The 16,836-nt window shown below is 38.7% G+C and carries 14 protein-coding genes and 1 other RNA gene; 9 read left to right on the top strand and 6 right to left on the bottom strand.

What is annotated here, in order from left to right:
- Positions 1 to 91: 91 nt before the first annotated feature.
- Positions 92 to 525: RNase P RNA component class A (rnpB, locus tag DBO93_RS02995), an RNA gene on the bottom strand.
- A gap of 101 nt (positions 526 to 626) precedes the next feature.
- On the opposite strand from rnpB, the gene DBO93_RS02990 reads away from it, so the two are divergent.
- A complete protein-coding gene (locus tag DBO93_RS02990; protein ID WP_239059096.1) occupies positions 627 to 1,280 on the top strand; it encodes a glutathione S-transferase family protein in 654 nt (217 codons plus the stop codon).
- A 4-nt stretch (positions 1,281 to 1,284) separates the two neighbouring features.
- Here DBO93_RS02990 and rsmI read toward each other — a convergent pair whose 3' ends face one another.
- The gene (rsmI, locus tag DBO93_RS02985; RefSeq protein ID WP_108455001.1) at positions 1,285 to 2,142 is read right to left on the bottom strand and encodes a 16S rRNA (cytidine(1402)-2'-O)-methyltransferase; all 858 of its coding nucleotides are present in this window, start codon (positions 2,140 to 2,142) and stop codon (positions 1,285 to 1,287) included.
- A 77-nt stretch (positions 2,143 to 2,219) separates the two neighbouring features.
- Between rsmI and DBO93_RS02980 the strand changes: the two genes are divergently transcribed.
- The 4 genes from DBO93_RS02980 to dolP are packed head-to-tail and all read left to right on the top strand — an operon-like array spanning position 2,220 to position 5,665.
- Complete coding sequence (locus tag DBO93_RS02980; protein ID WP_162533708.1) at positions 2,220 to 4,082, top strand: penicillin-binding protein activator; 1,863 nt, start codon at positions 2,220 to 2,222, stop codon at positions 4,080 to 4,082.
- Positions 4,069 to 4,443 carry a YraN family protein gene (locus DBO93_RS02975; protein ID WP_108454999.1) on the top strand — a complete coding sequence of 125 codons (375 nt, stop codon included), beginning with the start codon at positions 4,069 to 4,071 and terminating at the stop codon, positions 4,441 to 4,443. Before DBO93_RS02980 ends, DBO93_RS02975 begins: the two co-directional genes overlap by 14 nt.
- Before the next feature lie 42 nt (positions 4,444 to 4,485).
- Positions 4,486 to 5,076 (top strand): phosphoheptose isomerase, encoded by a 591-nt coding sequence (locus DBO93_RS02970; RefSeq protein WP_081180055.1) that lies wholly within the window; start codon positions 4,486 to 4,488, stop codon positions 5,074 to 5,076.
- A 1-nt stretch (position 5,077) separates the two neighbouring features.
- Complete coding sequence (gene dolP / locus DBO93_RS02965; protein WP_239059095.1) at positions 5,078 to 5,665, top strand: division/outer membrane stress-associated lipid-binding lipoprotein; 588 nt, start codon at positions 5,078 to 5,080, stop codon at positions 5,663 to 5,665.
- Between the two features lie 138 nt (positions 5,666 to 5,803).
- On the opposite strand, the gene DBO93_RS02960 is transcribed toward dolP, so the two are convergent.
- Entirely contained in the window at positions 5,804 to 6,214 is a 411-nt protein-coding gene (locus tag DBO93_RS02960; protein ID WP_108454998.1) for a hypothetical protein, read from the bottom strand.
- 181 nt (positions 6,215 to 6,395) lie between these two features.
- Entirely contained in the window at positions 6,396 to 8,759 is a 2,364-nt protein-coding gene (gene mrcB / locus DBO93_RS02955) for a penicillin-binding protein 1B (protein ID WP_108454997.1), read from the bottom strand.
- A gap of 175 nt (positions 8,760 to 8,934) precedes the next feature.
- Between mrcB and miaA the strand changes: the two genes are divergently transcribed.
- Positions 8,935 to 9,846, top strand: a complete 912-nt coding sequence (gene miaA / locus DBO93_RS02950; RefSeq protein WP_108454996.1) for a tRNA (adenosine(37)-N6)-dimethylallyltransferase MiaA — start codon at positions 8,935 to 8,937, stop codon at positions 9,844 to 9,846.
- A 230-nt stretch (positions 9,847 to 10,076) separates the two neighbouring features.
- Here the strand turns inward: miaA and DBO93_RS02945 are convergent, their stop codons facing one another.
- On the bottom strand, positions 10,077 to 10,409 hold the full coding sequence (locus DBO93_RS02945) for a PBPRA1643 family SWIM/SEC-C metal-binding motif protein (protein WP_108454995.1): 333 nt from the start codon (positions 10,407 to 10,409) through the stop codon (positions 10,077 to 10,079).
- A 229-nt stretch (positions 10,410 to 10,638) separates the two neighbouring features.
- Between DBO93_RS02945 and DBO93_RS02940 the strand changes: the two genes are divergently transcribed.
- The 3 genes from DBO93_RS02940 to DBO93_RS02930 all read left to right on the top strand — a co-directional run bounded on the left by DBO93_RS02940 (position 10,639) and on the right by DBO93_RS02930 (position 14,114).
- On the top strand, positions 10,639 to 11,049 hold the full coding sequence (locus tag DBO93_RS02940) for a hypothetical protein (protein WP_204100642.1): 411 nt from the start codon (positions 10,639 to 10,641) through the stop codon (positions 11,047 to 11,049).
- A gap of 346 nt (positions 11,050 to 11,395) precedes the next feature.
- Positions 11,396 to 12,295, top strand: coding sequence for an aromatic amino acid DMT transporter YddG (gene yddG / locus DBO93_RS02935; RefSeq protein WP_108454994.1), 900 nt, complete (start codon positions 11,396 to 11,398; stop codon positions 12,293 to 12,295).
- Positions 12,296 to 12,581: 286 nt separating this feature from the next.
- On the top strand, positions 12,582 to 14,114 hold the full coding sequence (locus tag DBO93_RS02930) for a serine carboxypeptidase (protein WP_108454993.1): 1,533 nt from the start codon (positions 12,582 to 12,584) through the stop codon (positions 14,112 to 14,114).
- Between the two features lie 60 nt (positions 14,115 to 14,174).
- Here DBO93_RS02930 and hrpB read toward each other — a convergent pair whose 3' ends face one another.
- Complete coding sequence (gene hrpB, locus DBO93_RS02925; protein ID WP_108454992.1) at positions 14,175 to 16,766, bottom strand: ATP-dependent helicase HrpB; 2,592 nt, start codon at positions 16,764 to 16,766, stop codon at positions 14,175 to 14,177.
- Positions 16,767 to 16,836: the final 70 nt, after the last annotated feature.

Genomic DNA, 16,836 nt, shown 5'->3' with positions numbered 1-16,836 from the left:
AAGCCAGCAATGAGATGTTTCAACAGCGAACAGTTATACATAATTTAGGCACAAAAAAGCCTCGATATTGCTATCGAGGCTTAATGTAAAATTGGTGAGATTGACGCATAAGCCGGGTTTTGTATCTCTTCCGAAGAAAAGTGACAATCATTCGTCTAGGCCTTAAATCGCTCTAAGGCTCAAGCAACCTACCCGGTTTCCACGCGAGCCACGCTTATACTATGCTAACTTGCGCTAACGTAGTCATGAAACCCTATTTGGTCTTGCTCCGGGTGGAGTTTACCTTGCAATTACTGTTACCAGCAATCCGGTGCGCTCTTACCGCACCCTTTCAGCCTTACCTGTGAAGTTCCTAAGAACAACCATCGGCGGTCTTCTCTCTGCTGCACTTGTCGTGGGCTCACGCCCCCCAGGCGTTACCTGGCACCCTGCTCATTGGAGCCCGGACTTTCCTCCCCCCTATCTGTCTACCTCTTATTAAAATAAGCGGCACAACGATAAAGCAGCGATTGTCTCGTCAACTCGGCGCGCATTCTACCCCATATTTTTGCTAAGGTCTAAATTTAATATCGTTATGAGTACTTGGCTGCTATAGTATTTTTCAAAAAAATGATTAGGCTTTATTTATGATCGAACTTTGGCATTGTCACAATACTCGTTCACTACGAGTTTTATGGGCTTTGGAAGAAATGCAGCTTGAATATAAGCTTCACTTATTATCCTTTCCACCACGGTTTTTAGACAAAGAATATTTAGAGACTAACCCGCTAGGCACCGTACCTTTTCTAAAAGATGGTGATACTACACTGACAGAATCAAGTGCAATGTTGTTATACCTTGCAGAGCGTTATCAACAAACTGATTTTACCCTATCAGTTGCGCACCCCGAATACGGTTCTTACCTTAACTGGCTATTTAGCAGTGATGCTACTCTGACATTTCCACAAACATTAGTTTTGCGTTATAGCCAATTTGAACAACCTGAACGTCAACAGCCGCAGGTGGTGAAAGATTATGCCATTTGGTATTTAGCGCGGTTAAAACGGTTAAACGCTCATTTAGAAAATAATGATTTTTTGGTAGATAATAAATTTACCGTGGCTGATATCAGTGTAGGCTATGCACTTTATTTAGGGGAGTTACTCGGGCTTGCCACGCAATATCAGCCTCAAACACAAGCATACCTACAAAGACTTAAAAGTAGAGCAAGCTTTATTGCAATAAAAAACACAGGTGAAGAGATTAGTCATTATACAATAAAGCCGGTAGTTCTAGCGTAAAGCCCTACTCTTTAATCTTCATCGCAAGGGCATATTCATAAAGGGAATTTTTCTTCACACCATGAATCTCTGCTGCTATTGCACAAGCTCTTTTAGGTTTCATTTCTGTTAATAATAACTTCAATGTTGCTACAACATGGGCAGGAATATCAGTTGGATCGATCTTTTTCCCTTCAATTATCAGTACCATTTCACCTTTTAGCTGATTAGGATCGCTTTGCAAAAACGTTAATAAGTTATCAGCGGTGTCTGAATGAATAGTTTCAAATGTTTTAGTTAATTCTCGCGCCATAACGACATAACGCTCACCGCCAAGCGTTTTTACTATATCTTCAACCGTATCAATAGCGCGGCGTGGGGCATCATAAAAAACCATGGTCCGAGTTTCATTAGCTAGTGCATTCAATGTTGATTGTCGTGCACCAGTTTTTGATGGTAAAAAACCTTCAAAAGTAAATCTGTCAGTTGGTAAGCCTGCAACAGAAAGCGCCGCTATAGCCGCACAAGTGCCGGGAATAGGTGAAACACTTAACCCTTGTTGGCGACAATGACGCACTAAATGAAAGCCAGGGTCACTAATCAAAGGTGTGCCTGCATCTGATACAAGTGCTACGCTTTTACCTTCTTGTAATAGGGCCGCTATTTGTTCTTGGCGCTGACGCTCGTTATGATCATGCATCGACATAGTTTTATTTTTAATCGCAAATGCCGATAACAAACGTTGAGTATGCCGAGTGTCTTCACAGGCAATAATATCGACCTGTTCGAGTATATCTTTCGCCCGTTGACTAAGATCACCTAAGTTACCTATGGGTGTAGCAACAATATATAAGGTGCTGGGCAAAATTTGAGAATCCGACATAATAAAATACTTGTGTTGAGACTGAAGAGGATGAAGTTTATTATAAAGCACTATTAAAAAGTATGGATTTATTAACTTTGACACTTACTAAATGGTTTTCGTCTTATAAAAGTGGCTTTTGTGCATTTGCGGCAGTGGTTATTTTAGCCAGTTGCTCAACAACTAAACAAAGTAAACCAACCACATCAGCAAATAAACAAGCTGATGTGTTAAAAACGTCTGAAACAAATTTAACCGCAGAGCAATTAGTTTCTCAAGCATCATCACAAGTGGCTTCAAACCAACAGTCTGAAGCGGTGATCTCGTTATTAAGCGCGAGTGAACTCTATTTATCTCAAGAAAACCCACATAAAGCACTTTGGTTGGCTAAACAACTTGAAGTATTAGCGTCATCTCCAACTCAGCAATATCAGCTTGCTATTATTGAAGCTAAAAGTTACGCAATCTTATCAAAAATACCACAAGCCTATTTAGCATTGGAAAGCGCCGAATACATTAGAGATTCAGCGCAACTTGTTTATCGTGTTGATTATTTTCAAACATTAGCCGATGTGCAAACACAAAGAAATTTGCCCATTGCCGCACTCGATGCAAGCTTAAGAGCATTTGCTGCTAACACCCAAGCCACAGACAACGACATTGACGAAATTTGGCAGAAATTTTGCCAATTATCGCCTTGGCAACTTCAACAGTTAGAAAAAATGTCTGCCCCCAACATTAAAGGTTGGAGTAAATTAATCACTTTTGCTAATAAGTTTGGCTATGATGATGCTAGATTGCAGCGATATTTAAGCCAATGGCAACGAGAATTTAGTACCCATCCTGCCCAATATATAGTGGCGAACTTGAGTCAACAGATTCCAACAACGACCAATGTGATAGAAAACATAGCAGTTATTATTCCACTTTCAGGTAAACAAGAGCTTGCAGGAAAAGTAGCGCAACAAGGTATACTCGCGGCTTATAATATTGAAAGCGGTAAAACCTTACACTTTATCGACTCCACAACCTTAGATATGAGTACACTAAATGCCAAACTACTCGAACTTAATATTGATTACGTTATTGGCCCGCTACTCAAGCAAAATGTAAACAGCTACTTAGCGCAAACTGAAATAACATTACCGACGCTTTTACTTAACTTACCTGCAACAGCAACTTTATTGCCACATCAAGTTGCGCTTTCAATGCGCCCTGAAGAAGAAGCAACACAAGCAGCAACAACATTGAGCCGCCAGGAGTATCAGTACCCACTGATATTAAGTCATCAAGACAGCTCTAGCAGACGAATAGCACAGACATTTAGCCAACAATGGCAACATATAACCGGCAAAGCTCCTGAGACAGTATTTTTTAATAGCGATGCTAAAATGCAAAACCAACTTAAAGCCAGCTTAGGAGTTGACCTAAGCCAGCAACGTACAAAAGAGTTGAACCGACACATAAAGTACACAATTAAAAGTGAATTACGTAATCGTCGCGATATTGATATGATATATGTGGTCGGTTTACCGTTAGAAACCAAGTTATTAAAGCCTTATATTGACGTTAACATTAGTCCGTTTGCCGAAATTATTCCGGTATTTGCAAGCTCACGTAGTCATAGCACTAAAATAGATAAAAGTGATAATCGAGATCTGTCTGGCTTAATATTTACTGAAATGCCTTGGCAATTGCGCAGTAAACAACAAAATAAAGCCTTAGCAGCCCAGGCTAAGAAGCTTTGGCCAAATCGTAGTGACAGCTTACAAACTATATTTGCTATGGGTTTTGACAGTTTAGCGCTAATAGATAAAATTTCTGCCATGCAAAACAAAACTTATGTGCGACATTATGGTCAAACCGGAATATTACAATTAGGAAAAGATAATATTTTAACCCGTAGCTTAATTTGGGGTAAATATAGTCGCAGCAAGGTACAAGAATTTGCTATGGACTAACAAAGCCAACACAGTGACCACAGGAAAAAATAGTGAGCAATTAGCCGCTCACTATTTAGCTCAACAAGGTCTATTATTAAAGACATGCAATTTTCAAAATCGCCGTGGTGAAATTGATTTAATCATGATTGAAAATGATGTTTTCGTGTTTGTGGAAGTAAAATACCGTAAAAATTCACACTTTGGTGGTGCTATTGCCGCTGTTTCCATTAAAAAACAGCAAAAAATTAAGCAATGTGCGGCATTTTATCTGCAACAAGCCGGATTAAATGAATATAATACCCCTTGCCGATTCGATGTTATCGCGATGCAAGGCAATATAAATAACCCAGATATTACTTGGCTTAAGAATGCCTTTTAATCAATGCCTTTTAAGAACTGAAATAACGGAGCTAAGTCCATCATGTTAGAACGGATAAAAAGTAATTTTACTGAAAGCATACAAACAAAAATTGCCGCCAGCGAATTATTGGCAGGGCCAATTGAACAAGCTGGAATGACGATGGTACAAAGTCTATTAGCCGGTAATAAAATATTAGCCTGTGGCAATGGTGGCTCAGCCGGTGATGCTCAACACTTTTCTGCAGAGCTACTTAACAGATATGAAACCGAACGTCCGCCGTTACCTGCAATTGCTTTAACGACTGACAGTTCAACCATTACTTCTATTGGTAATGATTACCACTTTGATGAAATTTTCTCTAAGCAAGTACGCGCATTAGGTAATAATGGCGATGTTTTACTTGCCATTTCTACTAGCGGTAACTCTCGTAACGTTATTAAAGCCATTGAAACAGCAGTGTCACGTGATATGCCTATTATTGCTTTAACTGGTGGCGACGGCGGTGATATTGCTGGCCTTCTAGGTGAAAACGATGTTGAAATTCGCGTACCATCAAGTCGTACAGCTCGAATTCAAGAAGTTCACTTAGTCGTTATTCATTGCTTATGTGACATTATAGATACGACATTATTTCCGCAAACTGAGGGCTAGTATGTCAATGAAATCAATTATCAGCACAATTACAATTGCTGTCTTACTGCAAGGCTGTGTGGCTGCCGCTGTTGTTGGTGTTGTCGGCGGTGCGAGTGTTGCAACCGACAATCGTTCTTTGGGCAACCAAATAGATGACCAAAAAATTGAAATTGATGCTCAGGCGAAACTTAGAAAAAGCGATGCTTTAAGTGACAATACCAACCTACAAGTGATCAGTGTTAATGGTAGCGTATTAGTCATTGGTCAAGCACCTAACAGTTATTTACGTGATCAAGCAATTAAAGCGATAAATGAAGTTAATGGCGTTAAGCAACTTCACAACCAAATTCGCGTCAGCAACACGACATCTTTTACTACTAAAACAAATGATGTGTGGCTAACATCAAAAGTAAAAACTTCTTTATTTGGCACAGATAAACTCGATGCGACCAATATTAAAGTAGTCACTGAAAATGGCGAAGTTTTTTTAATGGGCTTGGTTACTAAAGAACAAGCGACTATTGCGGTAGAAATTGCACGAAATGTAAGTGGTGTTAATCGTGTATTTAAAATATTCGAATATGTTGAGGTAAAGTCAGCGGGTTAATCACTTAAAACGCTGACTTTTAAACTGACTTAAACACAAAAGCAAACCTATTGGTTTGCTTTTTACTTTTACTTTGAGTTTAGGTTTGAGTTTTCAATCTAGATGCATCAATTAGAAAATACGCTGCCTTTTAAAATATCACTTAAAAATGGCTGTTTGCTCACTACTACTCATTAACTCATGTTTTAACCATTGCAATGCTTGTTGCCACTCGAGCTCTAAACCTGAAAAAATACAACAATTCCATTTGTCATATGCACGCGTTAAATTCAACTTTTCAACCATTGCCTTGCTTTTATCCGAGTAATAAACAAAAGCAATGGCTTTTAAACCTTCATAAGAACCGATGGATAATTGTGCTTCATAACTATAAGTATATTCATTAACCCTATTGATGAGCATGCCGAAACTTCCAAATAAATGTGCTTTAAAAAACACATCACACTCTTCAATCATTTCAAGTGATAATTCAATACCTTCATCAATAGTCACTTCAACAATATTTTCAGCGAGCAGTGTAAAGTAACCAAAGCTTAATCTATGTTTCATTATGCTCCTCTTAATTGCTTATTGTTGTAACTGTTGTTGTAGCTTTCGCTAATTTGCCCTCTTATTTATTAATAGAGAAACTCTTTTTTACCACTTAACCATAATGCTTATACGAGTTAATTCCAGTAATAAATCAACAAAATTGAGCGCTAAAAGCTTAACATTTGAATTCACTATAAAACTAATTACCAAATAATTTTTCTAACCAAGATTTTTTCTTGTTTTTGGTCGGTGCTTCTTCACATGCCGTTTCATAAATTAATCCCGTGGTTACCGCTGGCAGCATTTGCGAGTTATCGCAATTTTGCGTAACGGGGCGCCCGCTTTTATTGTCAAAGCGCACTAAATCTATACTTTCAGGTACCTGAGTGCGTCGACTCACTGCACCATTTTTATGCATAAATTCGGCAAATAATACTAAGGCTCCACTGCTACCGGTGAGTTTAGTTGGTTTGTTATCGTCTCGTCCTATCCACGTGGTGACTAAAAGGTTGTTGTCATAACCAACAAACCAGCTGTCTCGAAGATCATTGGTTGTGCCCGTTTTGCCAGATAAATTTATATCTTTTAATCGCCATGCCAGTGACCGAGCAGTACCTGACGTTGTAACTTTATTTAACGAGAAGTCGAGTAAATAAGCCGCTTGAGTCGAAATAATTTGTTGCTCTAACGCTTGAAATTGCCATAAGGTTTCACCGCTCCCACTAACAACACGTGTTATCGCGTGCGACTTTTCAGCCACACCTTTATTAGCAATAGGGATATAGAGTTGATTTATTTCAATGGGTGACATATTTAATGAGCCCAATAACATCGAAGGACGCGTAACAATATCATCCTGATAACCTAACAAATGAATAGCTTGAGCAACATTATCTAAGCCTAATTGCATACCTAAATTCACCGTAGGCACGTTCAGGCTAGATACTAAGGCTTCAATCAAGTGCACTTGGCCTCTATATTTACCATCGTAATTTTTAGGTCGCCAAGCTTGGCCGTCTTCACTTGACAGAGTTATGGCTTTATCTTCAATTAATGTCGCTAAATTAAAACGCTGATAACGCTCCAAAGCACCAAGAAATACGGCAGGTTTAATCAGCGAGCCAATAGGTCGCTTAGCGTGTAATGCACGGTTAAAACCAGCATAACCGGCCTCCTTCCCACCGACTAAAGCACGAATCTCACCTGATTTAAAATCAGAGACCACCATCGCCACTTGTAATTCAGCGGCAGAACCTTGCTCCAAAGCAGGTAATTTTTCATCAATGCTCGCTTGCAGGGCTAACTGTTGATTAATTGAAAAACCGGTAAACACTCGCACACCTGATTGCTGTTGGTATTGTGATAAATGTTGCGACAGTTCAGCTTTAACCAATTGCAGGTAGGCTGGAAATTTTTGTTGTTTTACACGACGTTTCTTTCGAATTGATAAAGGCGATTCAACTGCTTGCTCAAATTCAGGCTGCGAAATAATTTCTTGCTGATACATTAACCTTAAAACTAGATCTCGACGTTTAATGGTGCGTTCAGGAAAGCGCCAAGGGTCATAGTAACTTGGCCCTTTAACTTGACCAATAATCATCGCCATTTGTTCTGTATTAAGCGATTGAATTGACTTACCAAAGTAAAATTCTGCTGCTAGCCCAAAACCATAAATACCGTTGGCATAATGTTGACCTAGATATACCTCGTTTATGTACGCTTCTAACAATTGATCTTTGCTGTATCGATACTCCAATATCAGCGCCATAATGGCTTCATTAGCTTTACGCCATAAGGTTTTATCGCGCGTTAAAAACATATTTTTAACTAATTGCTGCGTTAAGGTGCTGCCACCTTGAACCGTTCGACCTGCCATTAAATTTTGATAAAGGGCACGTAAAATACCCAGAGGTGAAACACCATGATGAAAGTAAAACTCTCGGTCTTCAATTAATAACAAAGTATCTAATAGTTTTGTCGGCACCGCTTGTAAAGAAACTAGCACTCGATCTTCTTTGCTCTCTGGTAAAATTCTATCAAGTAAAAGCGGTTCTAAACGTAATTGAGTGACTTTTTCATCATTAATATACAAGGCCTTAACTTTGTCGTTAGCAATATCGAGGGTGACTTTATTTGCCGGCTCCACACCCGCGCCAAAATCAAATGCACGACGGTAAATAATCGCACGACTTTTTGATAAAGCAAATTCACCAGGGCGATGAACATGCGTGACTTTTTTATACCTATTAGCGGTTAAAGCTTTCTGAAGGTTAGTAAGTATTAACTTGCTGCCAATTTTATATTCTTCTACAGCACCAAACACTTGAACGGGTACCTGCCAGCGTTGACCTTCAAACTTGTCACGAACTTTTCCGTCGAGATAAATACTGTAAAGAAACAGTACAAATACGCCTATAAGCGTTACTTTTAACAAAAACCAAAATGACCAACGTAATATTCTTTTTACCCGGTGACCCGTTATTTCTTCGCTCGCCTGTGAGGTTGTCGGTTGGTTAGCTTTTGATTTTTTACTGGCTGTTTGCGGCGCTTTTTTGACTGTCATACTTTATTCATACTTAATTTAAACTAACTCTTGGATATACGATTAATCGCTTATAATAATCTAGCTGAGACCATATCCCAACCGATAATTTTTAAAGTCACAAGTTAGGTCGTCACAGATAAAAATTAGCGATATAATTCAGCCATAAGTTTTCATCAATATTTATAGGTTAGTTATGTCTGCATTTAATATGCTGGTTGTACTGGGTTCAACAGCATCAGGGAAAACCAAATTGGCGGTTGAACTTGCTAGAATGTTAAATGGGGAAGTGATCTCAGCCGACTCAAGACAAGTTTATCGTGGTTTAGATATAGGCAGTGGCAAAGATCTCGATGAATATCAAGAAATTAAGCATCACCTTATTGATATTGTTGATCCCGGCTACGAATATAATATTTTTGATTTTCAACAAGATGTTATTAACGCCTATGAAAAAATCAGCAATAAAAATAAATTAACTATTATGGCCGGTGGCTCTGCGCTATATGTTGACTCAATATTAAAAGGCTATAGATTAATTGAGGTGCCCGAAAATAAAACACTAAGAGCAACTTTAGACGAGCTTAGCCATGAACAATTAACTGAGCAGTTATTACAACTGAAGCCAAATTTACATAACACCACAGATCTGATTGAACGTGAGAGATTAGTACGCGCCATAGAAATTGCGCTAGGTGAACAAGCAGCAAAAAACAAAAAGAATGACTTCCCCGAATTTAAATCAATTATTTTTGCCATCAAATGGCCAAGAGAAGTTATTCGTGAGCGCATAACGCTAAGATTAAAGCAGCGAATGGAACAAGGTTTAATTGAAGAAGTAGAGCAACTGCATGCACAAGGCGTTAGTTGGGAGACCTTATACTTTTACGGTTTAGAGTATCGCTACATTGCCCAGCATTTACAGGGCCAATTAAGCAAAAATGACTGTTTTCAAAAACTAAACTCTGCAATTCATCAGTTTTCAAAGAAACAAGATACTTGGTTACGCCGATTAGAGCGAAATGGCGCTAAAATTCATTGGTTAGAGGGTGACAAAGATGTTCTTGCTCAAGCCATGTCTATTATCGCGAAAATCAATAATCCGTAATCATTGATCAGTGCTCAGTGCTCAGTACTAAAACAAGAGCAACCGTTGAACAGTTGAACATTCTCGACTAATCGTTTGGCTTGTATGGTGAGTTATTAAGCTTGAAGGGTTAACCGAGCCGCATAGAGATAATGATTAGCTTAACTAACGTCTATCATAAATCGTGAACGGCGTCAGTTTGTTATGGGCAGATAAGTAACTTAAGCCGACTTAAGTTACTTTCAGTTCAGTTAGCCACAACACTTTTTATATTTTTTGCCACTGCCACATACGCAAGGATCATTACGATTTGGTGTTTTTTCAAACCTTGTGGTGGTTGGTTTGTTGAGTATTGTGGTTAATTCCTGAATATTCTCATCAGCGGTGCTATCTACCGTAATCTCAGCAAATAATTCATTCTCTTTAACGATTTCTGCCACAGCTATTTTTTTTTCTTCACTTGTAACCACTAAGGTTAACGGATTTTTTTCTGTTCCTATTTTAACAGCACGCTTAGTGTTATAACCTGTTTTAACATGGTTTACTCTGGTGTGGATACGGCCTTTGTAATACAGATCGTGCATGATGAACTCCGCTAAATGAAATACTAAAATTTAAATACTGGGTTTGCGCGCGGCAGTATAACGTAAAATCTAAAATAGTCGACTGTTCAATGATAGAACTTAAGGCTTATACCCTACTCATGAAGCGATATACACTTGTTCAGCATATAATTTACCACTTAAAAAATGCTGTTTATTTTATCTAACCATGCGAAAATAATTTTTTTTAATCCACAAAGCGAACACAATAATGAAAAAGTACATCACACCTCTTCTTATTTCTTTTTTATGTTTTACCGGATTCAGTCAAAGCTCAATAGCGGCAGAAGATTACACCATCAACACTGATAAAATATTAGTGACGGTTGTACTTAAGCATCAGCAAGATAAAAGCTTAACTGAGTTACAGAAAAAAATGGATGAAAATCGATTTTGGCAATCATTTCCACCCAAGGGCATGGAAATAGACTCATGGTATGTGATGATGGGTTTAGGGCAAGTCATTACCCTTAAAGTGGCACCTAAAGATTTACGTACACTTAACCTAGCGATTGAAAAGTCAGCATGGGGCATTTTTGACACTAATATTTACCCTACGTATGAATTTAAAGACATTGCACAATCAATTAAAGCCAAAAAAGCACTAGCCGATAACCAGTAATATTGATTTTTACTGTTAGAGAAGAAGCAGCGTAGTGACTTTTTGATATCAGTATAATTGCACAAATATACTAAAATGGCAGTCAAGGCTGCCATTTAAGTATTTATTAAGCATGTAGATTAACCATGTGCATTCATTTATAAAATTTTTAACTTTCTTCTGCGGGCCATATCGCTCAACAAGCCTACCCCACTTTATAGTAATGGCAATATCACAGATAAATAAGCTAACAACGTTGAATCTGCCGTAGCGACCCCATAAAAAATAGCATTAGCCTATTGCACATATCACTTTTAGTCGTGATAGTGTTCGTCTAATTAACTTCTGATATTAGTCCGCGTTCTTTATGTCTTATCTTACTAAAAATAAGTACACTTTTTATGGTGTTATCGCCATTCTACTGTGGAGCGCTGTAACGGCTTTAATTCGGGATTTATCCGAGTTATTTAGTCCTATTGGCGGCGCAGCTATGATGTACACCGTTAGTGCTATATTTTTAATGTTTGTTATGGGCATACCAAAAATAAAGGATTATCCAAAACAGTACTTAATTATTGGTGGCGGGTTATTTGTTACTTATGAAATCTGTCTTGCCCTATCTTTAGGCCTGTCTAATAGTCGGCTTCAAGCGATGGAAATGTCTATTATCAATTACTTATGGCCTGCGCTCACTGTTCTTTTGAGTGTTGTTATCAGTGATAAAAAAATCAATATCTTAGTTTATCCCAGTATTTTATTAGCATTTACAGGTGTTGCTTGGTGTATTTCTGGCGATCAAGGTATCTCGATAAGTACTTTACTGAATAACATTTCAGACAACCCACTGACGTATTTAATGGCTTTTTCGGCAGCAATAATTTGGGCGATATACTGTGTAGTGACACAAAGCATCAGTAACGGGAAAAATGCGATTACACTTTTCTTTAGCGCGACCGCTGCAACGTTATGGGTACAATATTTTTTCAGTAATGAACCAAGCTTACAATTTACCTTGCCCTCAATGTTAACCTTGTTACTTTCTGGTATCGTTATAGGAGCTGGTTATGCCTTGTGGAATCAAGCATTAATAGGTGCAGATATGATTTTATTAGGCACTTTATCTTACTTTACACCGGTATTTTCTACGCTTTTTGCTTCGGTGTATTTATCTATTTACCTAACGGGATCATTTTGGCAAGGTGTCGCACTGGTCACATTAGGTTCTCTCATTTGCTTTTTAGTTACTAGAGACAAAAAACATATTTAGCAGAGAATAAATATAAAAATGTTGGCTTAATATTGACTTAATATTGACTTAATATTCAGTGTCATAATGTAATTGTCATGACTCAAGTAAATGGTAAAAGCTAATTTTATAGTGATTTCTGATGTAAAATTATCGAGCCAATTCGGGCCTAAAAAACCAGCTAAAAACAGCCTTAACAACAGTCTGTTTTCTACAAAACTTAACCATTACAATTGTGCTTTATAAATTGACAATCACATATACCTCCCCTATAAATAATTGATATTATTATATTTGGAAAATTCATATGTCGCTTAAACCTCACCTTAGATTTATCTGTATTAACCTTTTTATTGTCTTGAGTAGCACGGTTTATGCCGCAGATACTGTCAAAGAAAATAAAGCGTTAAACTCCATAGCACAAGCGCAACAATTTATTAGTGAACATAAAGGACGTTTTAATGGTAAGAGCATTAATTATACGGCAACAGCCGGAGAAACTTATTTAAGAGATAAGCACGGAAAAGAAACAGCGAGTATTTTTACTTTTGCTTATACCAAAAAAAATAATAACAAAGATAAAAATCGACCGGTTACCTTTATATGGAATGGCGGACCAGGTTCGGCTTCTACATGGTTGCATATGGGCGCATTTGGACCCAAGCGAGTAAAAGTACCAAGCGATGCACAATTTCCTGGCGCGGCTCCATATCCGATATTGGATACCGCAGAGTCTATACTCGATGTTTCAGATTTAGTGTTTATTGACCCTGTAGGTACCGGTTTTTCTCGTGCATTAGGGGAACATGAAGGTAAAGAATTTTGGGGATTGAAAGAAGATGCCGTTTCAATGGCTGAATTCATTAGAACTTGGATCACCGAAAATGGTCGCTGGAATTCTCCTCGTTTTTTATTAGGTGAAAGCTACGGTACAACCCGTGCGGCAGCGGTGGCTAAAATTTTAGAGAATGATTTATCAATTAGCTTAAACGGCATTATTTTTATCTCGCAGGCATTAGATTATCAAGGTTCGAGCCCTTATATTCGGGATAATTTAATTTCTCATATTACTTATTTACCAACAATGGCAGCTGCTGCGGTTTATCATGGAAAAGTAAAACCAACACCTGAGAATTTGTCAAACTTTCTCAGCGAAGCAAGAACATTTGCCACTGATGAGTTAATGCCAGCATTATTCAAAGGCAATACCCTGAGTAAAGCGACTAAAAATCATATTAACGATCGATTAGCTTATTTTACTGGCTTAACTCCTTCGTATATTGATAGAGCTGAACTGCGTATTCAAGGTTTTCATTTTGCTAAAGAGCTTTTACGCGACGAAGGTTTATCGATAGGGTTGTTAGATGCCCGCTACACAGTTGATGAAGTTGATGATTTAAAAGCAACGCCCGGTTATGATGCCAGTCGCGCCATTTCGTCAGCATTTAATTCGGCACTAATGAGTTATATGCGCAGTGATTTAGGCGTGGATTGGAGTCGCACTTATTTATCACCAGCTGATGATGAACTATCTAGTCAGTGGAGTTGGCGCACAGCACCAAAAAATAAAGCTTGGGAGCCCACTTACGTCAACACAGCACACGACTTATCAAAGGCTTTGCGTATTAACCCTTCACTTAAGGTCTTTGTTGCTTCTGGCTATTATGATTTAGTAACACCATTTTTTGATGCAGAATACACCTTGAATCGCCATGGAATAAAGTCTGAACAAATTCAATATAAATACTATCACGGTGGCCATATGATGTACGTAAATGAGCCTACCCGAATAGATTTATTGAATGACACACGAGCTTTTATTCAACAACAAATAAAATAAAAAATATGCAAACCTGAGCATACAACTGAGTGAGTTAACATTGGCCAAAATGTTGCTCACTTAGCTTTTAATATGGCGTTTCGTTTTACGTGTGGCTTGCGCATTTGCGGGATCATCTGGCCAAAAATGCTTCGGATATTTTGACCTCATATCCTTTTGTACCTCACGATAACTGCCCTGCCAAAATGCCACTAGATCTTGGGTTATTTGAATGGGTCGTTGTGCTGGCGACAATAATTCAATAATTAAAGCTACTTGGCTATTATGGTTACTATCACCTACCGACGGCGTCGAGCTGACTCCATATAATTCCTGCATAGGTAAAGAAACAATAGGTGCTTGCTCTAAGCTGTAGCGAATTTTGCATTTTCGCCCTGTTGGTCCGGTAAAGTAGTTGGGGGCAAGTTGGTTAAATACTTGCTGTTGTTGATAACTTAATTGGCTGAGTAATGCTTCTGCTAAATTAAGCTTATCAAGCTGTGATTTACTCGTTATATCTACTAAATACGGCCCAAGCCATTGCTCCAAAGTACTCAACAAATGTATTTCACTTACATCTTCAAAGGCTAAATGTTTTTGCGTTTGATTAAGCCAGCGCCAGCGTAATAAAAGCTGTTGTGTTTGTTCATCAAGTTTAAGCCAACTAAGCCCGCGTTTGCGAATTTGTTGGCACCAACATTCAATGATCAACTCAGTCGACAGTTTTTGTAGGGTGTTTTCTTCGCTGATCACCAGTGAGCCAATAACTTGCTGATTAGCACAACGTATACGATTTTGTTTATGATCAAAATGCAGATGTGTTTTACTTTCTACTGCGACTACTTGCCAAGCAATGGCTTGCGATAAGTTAATGTCGGCTGCCAATCCAATAGCTAAAGTATTTTGACGTTGAAAAAACTGAACCGCTACCAGGTACTCTTTATCAGCTAAAGCATCACCACTATTCATGACTAACCCTTTACCATAAGCCGTTAGGTAATTACCTTGGTGATCTCTTTGTTTAGCTAGGCGTTCTGGGTAAGCGAGCATAAGTAATAGCCCACTACATTGCAGTGGCAATTGGGCTGCCGTATTACAAATGCGCTTGTTTGTATTTGTTAGTTCAAAGTCACTTGCGTCATTTGCATCGCTGCTTTGTCGAACTGTCACCTGATATAAACGCTGAGCTTGCTGAATTATTCGTTGATGCTGTGGCTTTTTAGCTTGCTGTAAAAGTTGGGTAATACGTTGCGTTATATCGCAGTTATCTAGGCGCTGTTCAGCGCTAAAAATATCGCGCTCTTCTAATAAGCTCGCCAATAAACATGCTAGCGATAATAAATGTTCAACCTGCTGACTTTGCTCAAGCTGCAGCGCCGCTAGTAACATTTTCGCAAATCGTGGATGACAAGGAAAAGCCGCCGCTTGTTTACCTTGAGCGGTTAATTGATGCTTGTGAGTTACCAATGCTAAATCGATTAACTCTTGCCACGCTAGTTGCTCTTTTGTTGCGTTAGGCATTTCTATCATCGGCAACTGTTCACAAGCCGTTGCTCCCCACCTAGCGACTTCCATCAGCATGGGTAGTAAATCCGCTTGTTGAATTTCACTACCACTTTGCTCACTTCTGCGTTCAAAATCATCTTTACTGTATAAACGAATGCAGTGCCCAGCTTGCAATCGCCCAGCACGACCAGCACGTTGAATGGCAGAAGATTTTGCAATACTGCGTTGCTGTAGTTTATTGCTCAGTGTTTGCACATCATAAATCGCAACATTTTCTAAACCAGAATCAATAACTAAATCGACACCTTCAATGGTTAAGCTAGTTTCTGCAATATTGGTCGCTAGTACTAATTTATGATGACCGCTTGGCGCTGGTGCAATAACTTGTTGCTGCTGTTGTAGCGACAATTCACCGTACAATGGACACAATGTCATGTTTGCAGGCATAAAAGGCGATAGTTGTTCGGCTAAATAGCGAATATCGCCAGTACCAGGAAGAAACATTAATATCGAACCTTGATGCGAGTTCACCAAAGATTTTAAAACTGACAGTGCGTGCTGACGCCAAAGGCGAGTATTACTTGGGGCTTGGTAGTTAATATCAACGGGAAAACTTCGCCCTTTGCTTTCCAACGCTGCCGCATCAGGTAGCTGATGATTTATCGCTTCTGTCGCTAAAGTTGCTGACATTAAAAGAATTTTTAAGTCTTCTCGCAGACCTTGTTGAATATCGCGTGTTAATGCGAAGGCTAGATCAGCGTTTAGCGAACGCTCATGAAACTCGTCAAAAACTACTAAGCCACAAGCCGATAGTTCAGCATCGTGCTGAATTATTTGCGTTAAAATACCTTCTGTAATAACTTCTAAACGGGTATTTTTTGAAGTTTTACTTTCATTTCGAAGTCGATAACCAACTGTGTTCCCAACACTTTCACCTAACTGTTGAGACAGGTAACAAGCAATGTTTTTTGCCGCTAATCGCCGAGGTTGCAAAAGATATATTTTCTGACCCGATAAGCAAGGTAAGTCTAATAACCATAGCGGTAAGCAAGTTGACTTGCCAGCACCTGGCGGTGCAGTAAGTAAGATGGTTTTATGATGATTTAATGCGACAATAACATCGTCTTTGATGTCATGAATAGGCAGTTGATTGGCCGATATCGTCATATTCTGAAGTGTTTTAGTCTGTTTATAATTTCATGATAGTAATGTTACCATAACCACGAATGATCGTTGT

The sequence above is a fragment of the Colwellia sp. Arc7-D genome (genome assembly GCF_003061515.1).
Classification (GTDB): domain Bacteria; phylum Pseudomonadota; class Gammaproteobacteria; order Enterobacterales; family Alteromonadaceae; genus Cognaticolwellia.
This window is presented reverse-complemented; position numbering and strand designations above follow the sequence as displayed.